Origin of the sequence: Pseudomonas putida, from assembly GCF_028682635.1 — a bacterium.
Lineage (GTDB): Bacteria > Pseudomonadota > Gammaproteobacteria > Pseudomonadales > Pseudomonadaceae > Aquipseudomonas > Aquipseudomonas putida_AE.
Map to the genome: position 1 here is coordinate 1 of NZ_JANHLK010000034.1, position 14,884 is coordinate 14,884.

At 62.6% G+C, this 14,884-nt stretch carries 13 protein-coding genes; 2 read left to right on the forward strand and 11 right to left on the reverse strand.

Going from position 1 to position 14,884, the window contains the following annotated elements; genetic code table 11:
- Window positions 1-226 precede the first annotated feature (226 nt).
- The 10 genes from NPS56_RS27500 to NPS56_RS27545 form a co-directional block, all read right to left on the reverse strand.
- Window positions 227-1,762, reverse strand: coding sequence for an APC family permease (locus NPS56_RS27500; RefSeq protein WP_274077554.1), 1,536 nt, complete (start codon window positions 1,760-1,762; stop codon window positions 227-229).
- Window positions 1,763-1,874: 112 nt separating this feature from the next.
- Window positions 1,875-2,897: a heme-dependent oxidative N-demethylase family protein gene (locus tag NPS56_RS27505; RefSeq protein WP_274077555.1), complete on the reverse strand. Its 1,023-nt coding sequence runs from the start codon at window positions 2,895-2,897 to the stop codon at window positions 1,875-1,877.
- Window positions 2,898-2,915: 18 nt separating this feature from the next.
- Window positions 2,916-3,884: a PDR/VanB family oxidoreductase gene (locus NPS56_RS27510; protein ID WP_274077556.1), complete on the reverse strand. Its 969-nt coding sequence runs from the start codon at window positions 3,882-3,884 to the stop codon at window positions 2,916-2,918.
- Window positions 3,881-4,483 carry a dimethylamine monooxygenase subunit DmmA family protein gene (locus tag NPS56_RS27515; protein WP_274077557.1) on the reverse strand — a complete coding sequence of 201 codons (603 nt, stop codon included), beginning with the start codon at window positions 4,481-4,483 and terminating at the stop codon, window positions 3,881-3,883. Before NPS56_RS27515 ends, NPS56_RS27510 begins: the two co-directional genes overlap by 4 nt.
- A gap of 524 nt (window positions 4,484-5,007) precedes the next feature.
- Complete coding sequence (locus NPS56_RS27520) at window positions 5,008-6,435, reverse strand: sigma-54 interaction domain-containing protein (RefSeq protein WP_274077558.1); 1,428 nt, start codon at window positions 6,433-6,435, stop codon at window positions 5,008-5,010.
- Window positions 6,432-7,562 (reverse strand): PAS domain-containing protein, encoded by a 1,131-nt coding sequence (locus NPS56_RS27525; RefSeq protein ID WP_274077559.1) that lies wholly within the window; start codon window positions 7,560-7,562, stop codon window positions 6,432-6,434. Before NPS56_RS27525 ends, NPS56_RS27520 begins: the two co-directional genes overlap by 4 nt.
- Window positions 7,563-8,203: 641 nt before the next feature.
- Window positions 8,204-8,971, reverse strand: a complete 768-nt coding sequence (phnE, locus tag NPS56_RS27530; protein ID WP_274077560.1) for a phosphonate ABC transporter, permease protein PhnE — start codon at window positions 8,969-8,971, stop codon at window positions 8,204-8,206.
- Complete coding sequence (locus tag NPS56_RS27535; RefSeq protein ID WP_274077561.1) at window positions 8,968-9,795, reverse strand: PhnE/PtxC family ABC transporter permease; 828 nt, start codon at window positions 9,793-9,795, stop codon at window positions 8,968-8,970. The genes phnE and NPS56_RS27535 overlap by 4 nt, the downstream gene beginning before the upstream one ends.
- Window positions 9,789-10,586 carry a phosphonate ABC transporter ATP-binding protein gene (locus NPS56_RS27540; RefSeq protein ID WP_274077562.1) on the reverse strand — a complete coding sequence of 266 codons (798 nt, stop codon included), beginning with the start codon at window positions 10,584-10,586 and terminating at the stop codon, window positions 9,789-9,791. Before NPS56_RS27540 ends, NPS56_RS27535 begins: the two co-directional genes overlap by 7 nt.
- Window positions 10,583-11,434: a putative selenate ABC transporter substrate-binding protein gene (locus NPS56_RS27545; RefSeq protein ID WP_274077563.1), complete on the reverse strand. Its 852-nt coding sequence runs from the start codon at window positions 11,432-11,434 to the stop codon at window positions 10,583-10,585. The genes NPS56_RS27540 and NPS56_RS27545 overlap by 4 nt, the downstream gene beginning before the upstream one ends.
- Before the next feature lie 397 nt (window positions 11,435-11,831).
- Here NPS56_RS27545 and NPS56_RS27550 point away from each other — a divergent pair, with 397 nt between their 5' ends.
- A complete protein-coding gene (locus tag NPS56_RS27550; RefSeq protein ID WP_274077564.1) occupies window positions 11,832-12,281 on the forward strand; it encodes a cupin domain-containing protein in 450 nt (149 codons plus the stop codon).
- Window positions 12,282-12,287: 6 nt separating this feature from the next.
- Here the strand turns inward: NPS56_RS27550 and NPS56_RS27555 are convergent, their stop codons facing one another.
- On the reverse strand, window positions 12,288-13,550 hold the full coding sequence (locus tag NPS56_RS27555; protein ID WP_274077565.1) for an MFS transporter: 1,263 nt from the start codon (window positions 13,548-13,550) through the stop codon (window positions 12,288-12,290).
- Window positions 13,551-13,681: 131 nt separating this feature from the next.
- On the opposite strand from NPS56_RS27555, the gene NPS56_RS27560 reads away from it, so the two are divergent.
- Window positions 13,682-14,575 (forward strand): LysR family transcriptional regulator, encoded by an 894-nt coding sequence (locus NPS56_RS27560; protein ID WP_274077566.1) that lies wholly within the window; start codon window positions 13,682-13,684, stop codon window positions 14,573-14,575.
- Window positions 14,576-14,884 lie beyond the last annotated feature (309 nt).

The window sequence follows — 14,884 nt, forward strand, 5'->3', positions numbered from 1 at the left end:
GCCCAGCGCCGGGTTGAACACCGGTTGGGCGGGGCCTTCGCCGTTGATGAGTTGGCCGTTGATCAAGAGTTGGGTTTGCATAAGTCTGTCCTCGTTCGAGTTCCCTGTAGGAGCTGGCTTGCCAGCGAAGGGGCCATCACTTCCAGCAATGATGTCAGCTGACACACCGCTTTCGCTGGCAAGCCAGCTCCTACAGGATCCGGTTCGCACAATGGGTATCGGGTTGTCAGATGGCTGGTTTGTTTATCGCAGCACCTGGAAGGTCAGCACCCTTGGCCCGCGGCTTGGAAAACTTCCACGCATCCCCCGCCGGCGCCGTGCCTTTGTCGTAGGGCTTGCCCAGCAGCATGTAGACCAGACCCGCACCCATCACCACCAGCGTGGTGAGGATCATCGAATAGTTGATGTACCAGGCCGCGTCCGGCGAGCGCGGCCAGACCATGTTGACGATGGCGCACACGCCATAGATCAGTGCCGCCAGGTTCACCCACAGGCCCCAGGCGCCGAGGGTGAATTGACCGTTCGGGCGCCAGCCCTTGGCACGGGCGATCAGCGCGGCGACCACGATCAACTGGAAGGCCACGTAAATGCCGATCGCGGCGAAACCGACGATGGTGGCCACGGCATCGGCCATGAACATCCCCAGGCAGACAATCGCCGCCGGCACCAGGCCGCTGACCAGCAGCGCGAACGACGGCACCTGGTTGGCCGACAGGCGCTTGAACAGTGAGCTGCCGACGATCATCTCGTCCCGGGCATAGGCGAACAACAGGCGGCTGGCCGCCGCTTGCAGGCTCAGCACGCAGGAGATAAACGAGACCATGACCACCGCCATCACCAGGCGCGAACCGACCGGGCCGAAGGCATTGGCCAGGATCGTGGCGACCGGGTCGGTGTCTTCACCGGCCAGTACCTTGGCCATATCCGGCACCGAGAGAATCAACGCCAGGCACGCGAACATCGCTGCCGCGCCGCCGATGTAGATGGTCATGCGCATGGCCTTGGGAATGCGCTTGCCCGGGTTCGGGGTTTCTTCCGCGACATCGCCGCAGGCCTCGAACCCGTAGTACTGGAACAGGCCGGCCAGGGAGGCCGCGAGGAAGGCCGGCAGGTACGAGCCATTGACCTCAAGGTTGAAGGTGTCGAACAGCACGCCGATCGGTTGATGACGCTCGAAGATCAGCAGGTAGCCACCGACCAGGATCGCCCCGACCAGTTCGCAGAGGAAGCCGAACATCGCCACCCGTGCCAGCAGCTTGGTGCCCACCAGGTTCAGCGCGGTGGACAGCAGGATGATCGCCAGGGCGATGACGATGTTGGCATCCGGGCCGGGATTGAAGCCCAGCATGATCGCCAGGTACGGCCCGGCACCCACAGCGACCCCGGCGATGGTGGCGCATAACGCCCAGGCATAGACCCAGCCGACCATCCACGCCCAGCGCTTGCCCACCAGGCGACGGGCCCAGGGATAGACACCACCGGAAATCGGGAACTGCGACACCACTTCGCCAAAAATCAGGCAGACCAGCATTTGCCCGGCGCCGATCAGCAGGTAGGACCAGAACATCGGCGGGCCGCCGGCGGCCAGGCACAGGCCGAACAGGGTATAGACCCCGACCACCGGCGACAGGTAGGTAAAGCCCAGGGAAAAGTTCTCCCACAGGCTCATGCTGCGATTGAAATCCGAGCTGTAGCCGAGGGCGCGCAGTTGTTCGGCGTCCTGATCGGCGCTGCTTGCACGCGTGTTGGATGAGCCACTCATGTTATTTCCTCATTATCAATGGCAGTGGATTGCGGTGTGGGAGCCAGCCTGCTGGCGATGGCGCCCTCAAGACCGCCATCGCCAGCAGGCTGGCTCCCACAGGGGGATCGCATCAGGCTTTGGTTTCGTCGTCGTACTGCGACAGCCACTCGACCGCCGCATCGCGGTACCGGCTGAAGCCTTTGTAATCGACCAATTGCTGATTCAGGTCGCGCAGCACCCGGTGCATGCGCCGCGCCCATGCCGGGTTGGTGGCGATGTCTTCGAGGCTGAGCAGGTAGGTGCGGATCGGAAAGACAATGGCGTTGCTGCGCGGCAGGCGGTGCAGCGGTTGCAGCTCAATGCGCAGGTACACCAGCTTGCCGGCGTTTTCGGCGGTCACGAGGGTCCGGTCCGGCGCCCATTCAGGCAGGCTTTCGGCCGAGACCTCAAGGCGCGGGTTGACCGTCAGCGACCAGTTCAGGCGCCGCACCGGGTGGCCGGTGCGCAGGCGCAGGAGGAACTTCAGGGCACGGTCGAGCATGCCGATTTCCTTCACCAGCGGCACCGGGCCGTGGAACTCTTCCCAGCTCATGCCGAGGTTGAATCGCAGCGAATAGTCGGCCCGTTGGGTGGCGATCCCTGCGCCCCAATACAGCGTACCGTCGCGTTCTTCCTGCAATACCCAGTCGCCCTGGGCCTGGCGGGTCACGTACTCCATCGGCTCATAGGGCAGGGTCGCCGGGTCGCCGAAGGTGAAGTGATCGTCGATGTCCAGCAGGCGGTTGACCCAGTGCCACTGGCGGCCTTCACGGGACAGGGTGAAGTACTGCGGATAGTCGCGGGCGTAGGACTCCATGATCAGTTCGAGCAGGTCCCACTGCGCCTCCATCATGTGCGGCGCCGAGACGTAGTGCATGCCCGGATCTTTCTCCAGGGTGATGGCGCGGTCCCGGCATTCGCTGATGTAGTGCTCGTCGATATCGAACGCGGCCCGGAAGGCGCCGTCGCCGACCGAGACATGGGGCTCGAGGTTCATCGAGTACATGTAGTCGTCATCGGGGAACGGGAAGGGCGCGCGGGCGATGGTCTCCGGGCTGTTGGCGAAGGTGTAGTCGTCGCGGTAGGTTTCGTCGGGATTGAATTTGATATTCATTGTTATGGTTTCCGTCGATCAGAGGTCGATGACCAGGCGATTGCATTTGGCGCGGGATACGCAGGGCATGATTTTCTTGTGGCTGCTCTTGTCGTCGTCCGACAGCCAGTCATCGCTGTGCAGCAGTTCGCCGTCGAGCTCCAGGACCGCGGTTTCGCAATGGCCACAGGCGCCACCACGGCACAGGTAAGGCATGCTGTAGCCCGCAGCCTCGACCGCTTCGAGCATGGTCTGGTCAGGCGAGACTTCGATGGTTGCGCCACTGCGCCCGAGGGTGAAACTGAAGGCTTCGCCGCCGCTGCTTTGTTCGAGGAAGCGCTCGAAGTGCACGTGGCTGTCGGTCCAGCCCAGGTCGCGGGCACAGGCCAGCGTGGCGTCGATCATGCTGTCCGGTCCACAGGCATAAACGTGACTGCCCAGCGGGCGATCGGCGAGGATCCGGCCGATGTCCATGCGCGTTTCGATGCCTTTGCGATACAGGTGGACCTGTTCGCCGTAGGTGGCCTGCAACTCTTTGCCGAGCTGTGCGTGTTCATCGCCGCGAACGGCGTAATGCAGTTCGAAGGGCACCTTGCTCAGGCGCAATTCCTCCAGCTGGGAGATCACCGGGGTGATACCGACGCCACCGGCAATGAACAGGTGCAGGCGGGCTTGCTTGATCAGCGGGAACAGATTGACCGGTGGCGTGACCTCGATCAGGTCGCCCTCGCGGACACTGTCATGCAGCGCCATCGAACCACCGCGACCGCTTTCCACCCGGCGCACGGCAATCTGATAGCTGCTGGTGTCATAGGGCGAACTCAGCAGCGAGTAGGGGTTGCGCAGCGTGTTGTTCGGGTTGGCGATGAGCACCACCACGTGGCTGCCGCCGGAGAACGCCGGCAGGTGCGCACCGGTCGGCGATACCAGGGTGAAGCGTTTGATCTCTGGGGTCACCGCTTCGATGCGGACCACCCGCAGGTTCAAGGTCCCGTTGTTCTGGCTCATGTATCGAGTTCCTCGGCTGGGGGCAGTTCGCCCGGTACTTCGGCATCGGCCTTGACCGCCTGGAAGGCCGCCAGGCGCCGGGAATAGTGGTCGCGCACCACCAGCGTCAGGCTGCAACCGGGGCAGTCGTAGACGCGTTGGGTCACGTTTTCGGTGTAGGTGTCGCAGTGCACGCACCAGACCCGGCGCACCAGGGTGCCGGAGTGCTCGCGAAGCACTTCGTCGCGATTGAGATCGAAGCGGGTGGCCACTTGCATGGCGCTGCCGAGGAAGCTTTCGGAACCGGCGAGGTAGAGGCGGGTACCCATCCTGGCGTCGCCGAGCAGATCGTCGAGGGCGTCGATCAATGCCTGGTTGCTGGCATACACCCGCAGTTGGTGACCCGGGTGCTGCTGCAATTGCGCCAAGAAGTCCTGGCCGGAAAATGACTCCTGGGCGTACAGCAAGGTCACGGGGCGATCCAGCCCGGCCATCTCCTCCAGCAAACGCAACATGGCGCGACCGCCACTGCCTTGCCCGGCAATGATGTGCCGGACACCTCCCGGCAGAGGTTGCAACCGGTCGTAGACCGGCCGACTTTTGATCCCGGTGATCAACATTATTGTTATTCCTCCTGACTATCGGAGCCCAACGATGGTGGGTTGCAGATAGCAGGAGCACAGGGCGTGCCAAGTGTTTAAGTCGTTGTTTTTAAATGATTAAATATTTATACAGAATAAAAGTGTAAGCAGAAATAACTACGTTGTAGGCGTTTTTGCAGCGTTTTATTGGAGAGAACCGGGAAAAACCTGTAGGAGCTGGCTTGCCGGCGAAGGCAGCCTGACAGCCGACCAATCTCCTGCCGATGTACACCGATCAACCTGTAGGAGCCGGCTTGCTGGCGATGGCGGCCTGACAGCCGACCATTCTCTTTCAGGTGTACATAGATCAACAGCCAAGCGAGTACCTGTGGGAGCGAGCCTACTCGCGAAAAACCTGAGAGCGCCTCGGGGTGGCAGGATCTCCGCGTCATCGTTGACGTCCATCGCTGCGATGCGGCGACCCGACAAGCCAGCTCCTACAGTTAAGAGGCAAACCGTAGATGGCTCCGAAAGAATAGGGTCGCCAAGCCCACACGCTGCAATCAGTCGCGCTGCAACTTGCGAATCAGCGTCCCTATATCAATCCCCAGATGCTGCGCAGCCTTGCGCTTGCTCCCGCACAGGTGCACGGCACGTAGAATGACCTGGCGTTCGAAATGCTGAACCTGAAGCTTGAGGTTCTGCTCCGACTCTTGCGGCGCTTGTTCCTGCACGACCGAGGCGGCCCGGGCGCGCACCGGTTCGAGCAGTTCAGCCGGCAAATGATGCTCCTGCGCCTCATCGTCGGCGAGCACGGCCAGACGTTCGAAAATGTTCACCAGCTCGCGAATGTTGCCCGGGAAGTCATAGCTCATCAAACGCTTGCGAACGCCGGCGGACAGGCTCAGGGACGGTACACGATCGCCATTGATGCGGCTGAGCAGGATGTCGATGAGAAACGGCAAGTCATCGCGGTGCTGGCGCAGCGGCGGGATCTCCACCGGCAGCACGGCGAGGCGATAATACAGGTCGGCGCGAAACTCACCCAGGTCCACCAGATGACGCAGGTCCTTGTTGGTGGCGGCGATGACCTGTACCTGCACGGTTTTGCTCAAGGGCGAGCCAACCGACTGGATGGTGCTGTCTTCGAGAAATTTCAGCAGCTTGGCCTGTACGTGCAGCGGGATTTCACCGATCTCGTCGAGGAACAGGGTGCCGCCCGACGCCGCTTCGATATAGCCTTGCTTGCCGCCCTGCAACGCGCCGGTAAAGGCGCCACGCTCGTAGCCGAACATCTCCGACTCGAACAGACTCTCCGGAATGCTCCCGCAATTGACGTGGATGAACGGACGATCGCCCCAACCGGCGGCTCGATGGATGTGCCGGGCGATGGCGGTCTTGCCGACCCCCGGCTCACCCAGCAGCAACAGCCGTGCGCGCCGGCGGAACGCCCGCACGCCGGTGTCGGCGATGCTCGACAGCTGCGGCGAAAGGTGCAGGGCATTGTCCTGGGGATCGCGCAGGCCCTGGGGCTCCAGCGGCCGGTTGTTGAGCGATGCCCGGCGCTGCGGCTGGCTGGCGTCGAAGTCTTTCTGGGTGAGCATCCTGAACGGTTTTTCGTAGGCACCGGTGGGGATCGCGTGGGTACTGCTGAGCAGCACCCGGCCTTCCCGTGAACGGGTCAACGCACTGTTGCCACCGCGGTTCAGCGCGGCCAGCAAGTCGTCGTAGTTCAACGCCGAACGCTGGAAAAAATCACGCTCGGACAGCCCCACGGCCTGCTGTTTCGACAGGCGGTTGACGCGCTCGGCGGCCAGGTTGATGAAGCGCAGCCGGCCCTCACCGTCGCTGATGATCAGCGCTTCGCTGAAGCTGTCGAGCAAGGCATGCAACGCCGGCGTTTCCAGCAGCGCGCCCAGCACTTCGCTGCTGACATTGACCGAAGAACGCATGCCCATCTGCAAGGTGGGTGGCAGGTTGGAGTCTTTCATGGGTGCAACTCTTGGGGGGTGCGAACGCCCTGGCTTTCACGAAACACCGCCACGCGCCAGGCCACGCCTTCGCGAATCAGGATGCGCGAGCAATGCACATTGAAGTTCAGGTCGCGTCCGCTCAGGTCCGGCAGGGGCAGGCTGTGCCAGGTGCGTTCGGGCAAGGCATTGTCCAGCAGCAAACGGGCGATTCCGGCACCATGGGTAATGCCGAAGGTGTCCTCGAAGGCTGCGTTGCGCCACTGCGGTTGCAAGTGTTCATCGATCACCAGCACCGCGTCGGGCACGGCATCGAAGACCCGGCGCAAGGCATCGATGCGTTGCTCGGCATCGTGCTGCATGCGCAACTCCTGGCTGACGTCACGAATGCTGCCCCACATGCGCAACAACTGGCCATTGACGATGGTGGCCCTGACGTCGTTTTCCACGTAGGCCGGCGAGCCATCGTGGCGGCGATCCACCGAGAGCGCTCCGTCGACATGAAACCCGGCCTCGATCAGGCGCCGCACGAACTCTTCGTTGGCCGGGCTGCGTGGCCAGTACAGGCGCACCGGTTGCTGGTTGAAGTCGACATCCGACGGCATCTCGTACACCTCGGCCATGGCCCGGTTGCACAGGCGCCAGTGGGAGTCGTTTTCGAACACCTGGCGCACGATCTCATCCGGTGAGTGGTTGATGTCCACCGCCTCGGCGAATTCGATGCACCAGTAGGCGACCTTGGCGCTTTGCAGCATCTGGTTCATTACTTCATTGGCGTTGTGCATTTCCCGCAGCCGATGGCCCAGCGTACCAAGGGGAATCTTCAACAGGTGCAGGCGTGCCGGTTGCACATTGCGCCACTCCAGCACACCGCTGGCAATCACATGCAGCAGGCCACCGTTGTGGCGAATCAGGGTCAGCTCCAGGCTGTGGATCAGCTCGTCGGCGGGCGGGTTGGCAAACAGCGCCTGCACCGTGCGCAGCGACTCGACGCTCAATACCCGCTCAATCGGTTGATTGAGCAGCTCCTCGGGTGCATAGCCCAATTGATCACTCAGGCTCAGGGACAGGCCGAGCAGTAGTCCGTCGGCGCCGACGGTACTGGTCAGGGGCTGGGCTTTGTTTACCAGCAAATTCAGGATATCCATTGGTGGATCGGCTCGATTCGGCTAATGGGACCTGGGCACAGAATGCCAGGGCAGTCTGGTAAGGGCATATCGCATGCCAACTCTAAAGCCAGTGAACAGGAGGCCTTGCGCGTGGCCGTTTTGAATGCGCGCTGCGTTATTGCAGCATAATCAGCAAATATGCAGCGCGTTAATGAGATCAACGGTTGTGCGCAGAACCTGTAGGAGCTGGCTTGTCGGGTCGCCGCATCGCAGCGAAGGCGTCCGTCAGATCACCATCCCATCAAGCCGGCACCTACAGGACCAAATCGATCTAAAAATTTCAGTCCACGCCCTGAGCGTTTTGCTACTCTGAAGTTGTAGGTGAAAACGCAGACTGATGCGCAAGCGGATAGCGAGGACGCGTGGGGCGCGCTCCGAAGGGTACACGGTTAGAAAGATCTCCGCGCTGAGATCCAGCCCTTATGCCGTGTGAAGCAGGACAGCGCTTATTGCTGTTTCTGTGAGAGTCCTGATAAACCTCGTAAGCCAGAGACCAGCGCTGGCCACCTACTTGGCTCTTAGAAGCCTGCCTTGTGCAGCTGAACATATGCAGCTCGCCAAGATCAAATGCCCCGACTTTCGGGGCATTTGTTTGTCTGCTGTTTGCCGTTGGCGCGATTTCAGGCCTTCACCCAACGCTGGCGACTCCAGCTGCTCAGCGTATCGACGGCAAAGACCAAAAACAGCATCGCCAGAATGACCGTGCTGGCCTGGGCCTCCTGGAACAGGCTGAGGCTCATGTAAAGCATTTGTCCCAAACCGCCGGCACCGACAAAACCCAGCACGCTGGCCATGCGGATATTGTTCTCCCAGCGGTACAGGATGTAGGCCAGCAGCTGCGGGAACAGATTGGGCAGGGTGCCGTAGCAGAACGCCCACACGGCATTGCCCCCCTGCAGGCGGATCGCGTCGGCCGGTTCCGGCGGGGTGTTTTCCAGCGCTTCGGCAAACAGCCGGCCGAGCACGCCGGTGGTGTGCAGCGCCAACGCCAGGGTGCCGGCATTGGGGCCGAGCCCGGCGGCCAGGACCATCAGCACCGCCCAAACAAGCTCCGGAATCGCGCGCAGGGCATTGAGCACCAGGCGCGACAAACCCTGCATCGGCCAGCCGAATCGACCGGCCGCCGGCAGCGCGAGCAACAAGCCGAACACCGTCGCCAACAGTGTGCCCAGTGCCGACATGGCGATGGTTTCCAGCGCGCCGCGAGCAATCGCCTGCAAATGTCCGGTGCTCAGGTCCGGGCTGAGAAAACGCTGAATGTAGGCGAGCATCTGTTTCAGGTTGCCGCTGCCACCCAGTTCGCCGAGGTCGATGCCCAGGTAGCGGAACGAAGCGAACACCGCGGCGCCGATGCACAGCACCAGCAGCAGGTTGACCAGGCGACTCACGCCAGCCTCCAGCGCAACAGCCGGCTCAGTTGATCGGCGAGCAGCACCAGGACGAGGAAGGTCAGCAACAGGCTGGCCACTTCACCGCCGGCGAACATGCGCATCGACAGGTCGATCTGCTGGCCCAGGCCGCCGGCCCCGACGAAGCCCATCACCACCGAGGCGCGAATCGCGCATTCCCAGCGGTACACCGTGTACGACAACAGCTCCGCCGCGACGTTGGGCAGGATCCCGTAGCAGAACGCCGCGAGCCGCCCACTGCCGGCTTGCAGCAACGCGTGGGCGGGGCGCTGGTCGACCGATTCGAAAATTTCCGCGTAGACCTTGCCCAGCATGCCGCTGTAGGTAATGGCGATGGCCAGGACCCCGGCGGTCGGCCCCAGGCCAACGGCGCGCACAAACAGCAGGGCCCAGACGATTTCCGGCACGCTGCGCAGGAAAATCAGCGCGCCGCGCACCGGCCAGCGCAGCAGTTGCCCCCACTGGCTCGGGCGCCCGGCGCGGGACGCTGCCGACAGGGACAGCGCGCGGCTGGCCAGCAGGCTGGCGGGGATCGCCAGGAGCAGCGCCAGGGCCATGCCAGCCGTGGCGATGGCCAAGGTCTGCAAGGTGGCTTGCCACAACAGCTGAAGGAATTCTGCGCCATGGGCGGGCGGCCAAAAGGTCGCGACAAAGCGGCCCATCTCGCTCTGGCTGTCACTGGCCAGCAATACACTCAAGTCCAGTTCGCTGAAGCGGATACCCGGCCACAGCAGGGCGATCGCCAGCAGAGTGAGCAGCAGGCGTGGCCGGGCGGCGGGATCACGGGTGGCACGACTCAGCATCGGGGAATCTGCACGCTCAAGGAGGGAACCGGGGTTGGGGAGGGCTGCAACTGCTCGTTGGCGTAGAGGGCGTCGAGTTGCTCGCGGTCGACGGCGCTGGCCGGCAGGTCGAAGAGGATTTGTCCGTCACGCAAGCCGATGATCCGCGAGAAGTGCGCCAGCGCCAGATCCACCGCGTGCAGGCTGGCGACCAGGGTCACGGCGTGCTCCCGCGCATGCTGGCAGAGGACCTTGAGCGTGTGGCCGGCCAGCACCGGGTCCATGGCCGAAACCGGTTCGTCAGCCAGCAACACCTCGGGCGCCTGATACAGCACCCGGGCAATGCCCACCCGTTGCAGTTGGCCGCCGGACAATTGCTGGCACTGCGCGAAGAGCTTGTCGTGCAGGTCGAGCCGGGTCAATGCCGCGCGAGCCCCGGGAACATCCAGCGGGTGCAGCAGGTTGATCAGGCTCTTGGCCAACCCCCACTGACCGATTTTTCCCGCCAGCACCGCGGTGATCACCCGCTGGCGCGGAGGCAGCGGCGGCGCTTGATGCACCAGGCCGATGCGCGCGCGCAGGCGTTGGCGCTGACGGGCCGACAGGTGCCAGGGCTGTTCCCCCAAGACCTGCAATTCGCCGTTGCCGGGGCGCAGGCCGGTGGCAAGTACGTTAAGCAGGCTCGACTTGCCCGCGCCGGACGGGCCGATGATGGCGACCTGTTCACCGGCTTCGATGTGCAAGTCCAGGCTGCGCAGCGCCTGTACTCCGTTGGCATGGGTGAGACTGACCCGGGTCAAATGCAAGGTCATTTGAGCAGGTCGGCGGCGCGTGCGGCTTCCTCGATGCCCTTGTAGTTTTCCGGCTTGGTCTCGATGAAGCGGCTGGCGGCCTGCAAGTCGAGGATTGCTTTTTGCTCGGGTTTCGCCGGATCAAGCGCGAGGAAGGCAGCCTTGATCTTCGCCGCCAGCGCCGGGTCGAGGGTGCCGCGCACGGTCCAGTTGTAGTCATAGTAGGCCGGCGTGGTGGCAAATACCTTGACCCTGTTGGTGTCGACCTTGCCAGCCTTGACCAGTTTTTCCCAGACGCTGGCGTTGAGCACACCGGCATCGACCTTGCCCGCCTGGACCCAGGCCACGGTGGCGTCATGGGCGCCGGAGTAACCGACGCGGCTGAAGAAGGTTTCCGGCTTGATGCCGTCCTGCAACATGAAATAGCGCGGCATCAGGCTGCCGGATGTCGAGGACACCGAGCCGAAGGCGAAGGTCTTGCCCTTGAGGTCGGCGAGGGATTTGACGTTCGGGTCGGCGGTGATGAATTTGCTGGTGAACTGGGCGTCCTGTTCGCGCTGCACCAACGGAATGGCATTGCCGGTTTTCAGCCGCGCCTGGACGAAGGTGAACCCCCCGAGCCAGGCCATGTCGATCCGGTCGGTGGCCAGCGCCTCGACCACGGCCGGGTAGTCGCTGACCGGCACGAACTCGACCTTCATGCCCAATTGCTGTTCCAGATAAGTGCCCAGAGGCTGGAACTTGCGCAGCAGTTCGGTGGGGGCTTCATCGGGAATGGCACTGACCTTGAGGACGTCGGCGGCCTGTGCCAGCAGGGTGGAAAAGGACAGGGTCAAGCCGACAGCCAATGCCAGGGTGCGTTTGAGCATGAAAGTTCTCCGGTTCATTAGCGCAAGTATTTCGAAGCGCCTGACCTATATGGGATAACGGTCAGGCGCTTTTTGAGGGTAGACGAAGTGCGGCGATTATAGGGATTGCAGATGGCGTATCAACCAATCGCTGCTCGGCGAGGCGCAGAGGTTACCTGTAGGAGCGAGCCTGCTCGCGAAAAACCTCAGAGCACCGCGGGGTTTCAGGCTCCCCGCGCCATCGTTAACGTCCATCGCGAGCAGACTCGCTCCTACAGGTATCGCAACGTATCCACCGTTCACCCAGCTACGTTGGCATACAAAATCCGGGGTGGCGGGACACGCAGGCGATACACGACGAGCGCGTAATGCAGCAGCCGGATAACGGCTTTTACCTTGCGCTCACTGGAGAATCACCATGTCCCGAACCCCCACCCGCTACGCGGCAGGCCTGCTCGGCGTTGCCCTGGTCACTGCGACACTCACCGCCTTCACGGGCCTCGCCCAAGCCCAGGAATCCGGCCAGCCACCGGCAAAAAACTGGCAGGCCGGCCTCAAGCGTACGGACCTGGTGCGCCGCGACCTTGACGTCGCCGGGCGCGAAGTGATCCAGGTGCTCGTTGAATTCGATCCGGGCGTGGCGTCGCCGAAACACTCGCACCCCGGGGTAGAAGTGGCCTACGTCACCGACGGCACCCTGGAATATCAACTCGAAGGGCAACCGACCGTGACGCTCAAGGCTGGTGAATCCCTGTACATTCCGGCCGGCACCGCCCATGTGGCGAAAAACATCGGCCAGGGCAAGGCGTCGGAACTGGCGACCTACATCGTCAAGAAAGACACGCCGTTGGTGTCGCTGGAGCAGTAAGCGCCTCTACCGCGGGTCAGCCTGCCTGCGCCATGCGACCAGGTAGGCGACAACGATCAGCCCCAGCGCGACCAGATAGGTCGTGCGCATGCCGCTGGCAATGGCCTGCGGCTGGGCGGTGCCGATGTCGACCGCCTTTGAGGCCAGGGCAAACACGGAGCCCATCGCCGAGGCCCCGGTGACCAGTCCCAGATTTCGTGACAGGTTGAGCAGGCCGGAGACCACGCCGCGTTGATCGGGCAACACGTCGAGCATCACGGCGGTGTTGTTGGCGGTCTGGAACAGCGCATACCCCAAAGTGATAACGACCATGGGCGCGATGTAGCCGCCGACGCCGAACGTTTCGGGCACCAGCGACAACAGGCAGCAGCCGAGCGCCATGCCCAGCAGCCCGGCGAGGGTCATGGCCGGGGCCCCCCAACGGTCGACGATGCGCCCGGCGGGCACTCCGGCCAGCATGGCGACCAGCGGCCCGACCGCCAGCACCAGCCCGGTCTCCATCGCCGTCAACCGCAGGGTCTGCGACAGGTAGAACGGCCCGACCAGCAGCGTCGTCATCATCACGGTGGTCACCAGCAGGCTCATGGCAAGGCAGCCACTGAGTCGGCCATCGCGCAACAGCGCCAGTAACAATGTACCCAGCGAATCGACCCCCGCACGCCTGGTTTGCCCCTGGCGATCTTCGGGCAGGTAGCGTTGCGCGAGCAGCCAGGTCAGCAGACCCAGGGGTACGCTGATGAAGAAAATCCAGCGCCAGCCGAATCCGTCAATGAGCACGCCACCGAGCGCCGGTCCCATCGCCGTACCCATGGCGGACAGGGTCCCCAGCAGCCCCATGGCGCTACCGGTCTTGCCCTTGGCCACCGTGTCGCCGACAAAGGCCAGGGTCAGCGCCATCATGACCGCCGCGCCCAGGCCTTGCAGCGCCCTGGCAGCGATCAGCAGGCCAAGATTGGGCGCCAGGCCGCACAGCGCCGAAGCCAATGTGAACAGGGCAATACCGGACAACAGCAGGCGGCGCCGACCGACAAGGTCACCGAGGCGGCCGACGCTGACGATCGAGGCGGTAATGGCCAGCAGATAGGCGATGACCACCCACTGCACCTGTTGAAAGGACGCGCTGAATGCCTGTGCCAGGGATGGCAGGCCGACGTTGGCGATGCTGGTGCCGAGGGACGACAACAACATCGCCAACGACAGGCTGGCCAGCGCCCCTTTCACCGAAGGTGTTTGTTGAGCCACTGCCGCGACTGCAGATCCGTCATTCATGGTGTTGCCCTTTTCTGGCCGCTCCCGACTGGAGCTACCAGAAATCTACGCCGGGGCCTAACATGGCGGAAGACGCACGGTTTGCACTGATTACGTGCATACAGCGCCATACCTTCCGACCTGGGGCACGCATGTCCACTCCCGATCTCAACCTGCTGATCACCCTCGATGTGCTGCTGGCAGAAGGCAGTGTCGCCCGCGCCGCCAAACGCCTGCGCCTGAGTCCATCGGCGATGAGCAGGGCGTTGGCGCGATTGCGCGAAACCACCGGCGATCCGCTGCTGGTCAGGGCCGGTCGCGGCCTGGTGCCAACGCCGCGTGCGCTGGAATTGCGTGAGCGGGTCGCCCAGCTTGTGCAGGAGGCCCAAGCGGTGCTGCGTCCGGCCGAGCAGCCCGACCTCCTGCAGGTGTCGCGCACCTTCACCTTGCGCACCAGCGAAGGATTTGTCGAAAACTTCGGCGCCGCACTGATCGCCCGCGTCGCCGAACAGGCGCCAGGCATACGCCTGCGCTTCATGCCCAAACCCGACAAGGACAGCACGGCGTTGCGCGACGGCACGGTCGATCTGGAAACGGGTGTGGTGGGCAGGACGGCGAGCCCGGAACTGCGTACCCAGGGGTTGTTCCGCGATCGATTGATTGGCGTGGTGCGCGCGGGACATCCGCTGTGCGACGGCGAGATGTCGCCCGAGCGTTTTGTCGCCCGAGGTCACATCAGCGTGTCACGACGAGGGCTGGAAAAGGGGCCAATTGATGAAGCCCTGGAGGCGCTTGGTTTGCAGCGGCAGATCGTGACCATGGTCGGCGGTTTCTCGACTGCATTGGCGCTCGCCCAGGCAAGCGATCTGATCGCCACTGTGCCCGAGCGGCATACCGCCAATCTGCGAGCCGGCATGCACAGCTTCGTGCTGCCAATGTCACTGCCGGAATTTACCTTGGCGATGATCTGGCATCCTCGACTGGATGCGGATCCCGTGCATCGATGGCTGCGTGGTTGCCTGAGGGATGTTTGCGCTTCTGCCTGATAATTAATCCGGGTGTTTCATGTGTCTACTTTGATATTAAAATAATGGCTGTATCATTGTTGTAACTATTCGTGCCTGTTTTTTGTTTTGTTATATAGTCTCATTGTGTTGATATAAAAAAGTTCGAACTCATAAGTTTGTATGCTGTATCGGATGTCAAAATGGGATCCAGTTTAGTTAAGCTAGTAATTGATAGGCGCTCTCAATTACTGTCAAGTGGCCAGAGGCTATCAATGTTGGTCACCAATTATTAATGATAATTAATAATTTTTAGTTTTGTATGGTGATCGTAAATATATGAATTTTAAG

What these genes read in the sequence shown, in the direction of transcription:
- NPS56_RS27500 (WP_274077554.1), bottom strand. Translation starts at nt 1,762, where the DNA reads ATGAGTGGCTCATCCAACACGCGTGCAAGCAGCGCCGATCAGGACGCC.
- NPS56_RS27505 (WP_274077555.1), bottom strand. Translation starts at nt 2,897, where the DNA reads ATGAATATCAAATTCAATCCCGACGAAACCTACCGCGACGACTACACC.
- NPS56_RS27510 (WP_274077556.1), bottom strand. Translation starts at nt 3,884, where the DNA reads ATGAGCCAGAACAACGGGACCTTGAACCTGCGGGTGGTCCGCATCGAA.
- NPS56_RS27515 (WP_274077557.1), bottom strand. Translation starts at nt 4,483, where the DNA reads ATGTTGATCACCGGGATCAAAAGTCGGCCGGTCTACGACCGGTTGCAA.
- NPS56_RS27520 (WP_274077558.1), bottom strand. Translation starts at nt 6,435, where the DNA reads ATGAAAGACTCCAACCTGCCACCCACCTTGCAGATGGGCATGCGTTCT.
- NPS56_RS27525 (WP_274077559.1), bottom strand. Translation starts at nt 7,562, where the DNA reads ATGGATATCCTGAATTTGCTGGTAAACAAAGCCCAGCCCCTGACCAGT.
- NPS56_RS27535 (WP_274077561.1), bottom strand. Translation starts at nt 9,795, where the DNA reads ATGCTGAGTCGTGCCACCCGTGATCCCGCCGCCCGGCCACGCCTGCTG.
- NPS56_RS27540 (WP_274077562.1), bottom strand. Translation starts at nt 10,586, where the DNA reads ATGACCTTGCATTTGACCCGGGTCAGTCTCACCCATGCCAACGGAGTA.
- NPS56_RS27545 (WP_274077563.1), bottom strand. Translation starts at nt 11,434, where the DNA reads ATGCTCAAACGCACCCTGGCATTGGCTGTCGGCTTGACCCTGTCCTTT.
- NPS56_RS27550 (WP_274077564.1), top strand. Translation starts at nt 11,832, where the DNA reads ATGTCCCGAACCCCCACCCGCTACGCGGCAGGCCTGCTCGGCGTTGCC.
- NPS56_RS27555 (WP_274077565.1), bottom strand. Translation starts at nt 13,550, where the DNA reads ATGAATGACGGATCTGCAGTCGCGGCAGTGGCTCAACAAACACCTTCG.
- NPS56_RS27560 (WP_274077566.1), top strand. Translation starts at nt 13,682, where the DNA reads ATGTCCACTCCCGATCTCAACCTGCTGATCACCCTCGATGTGCTGCTG.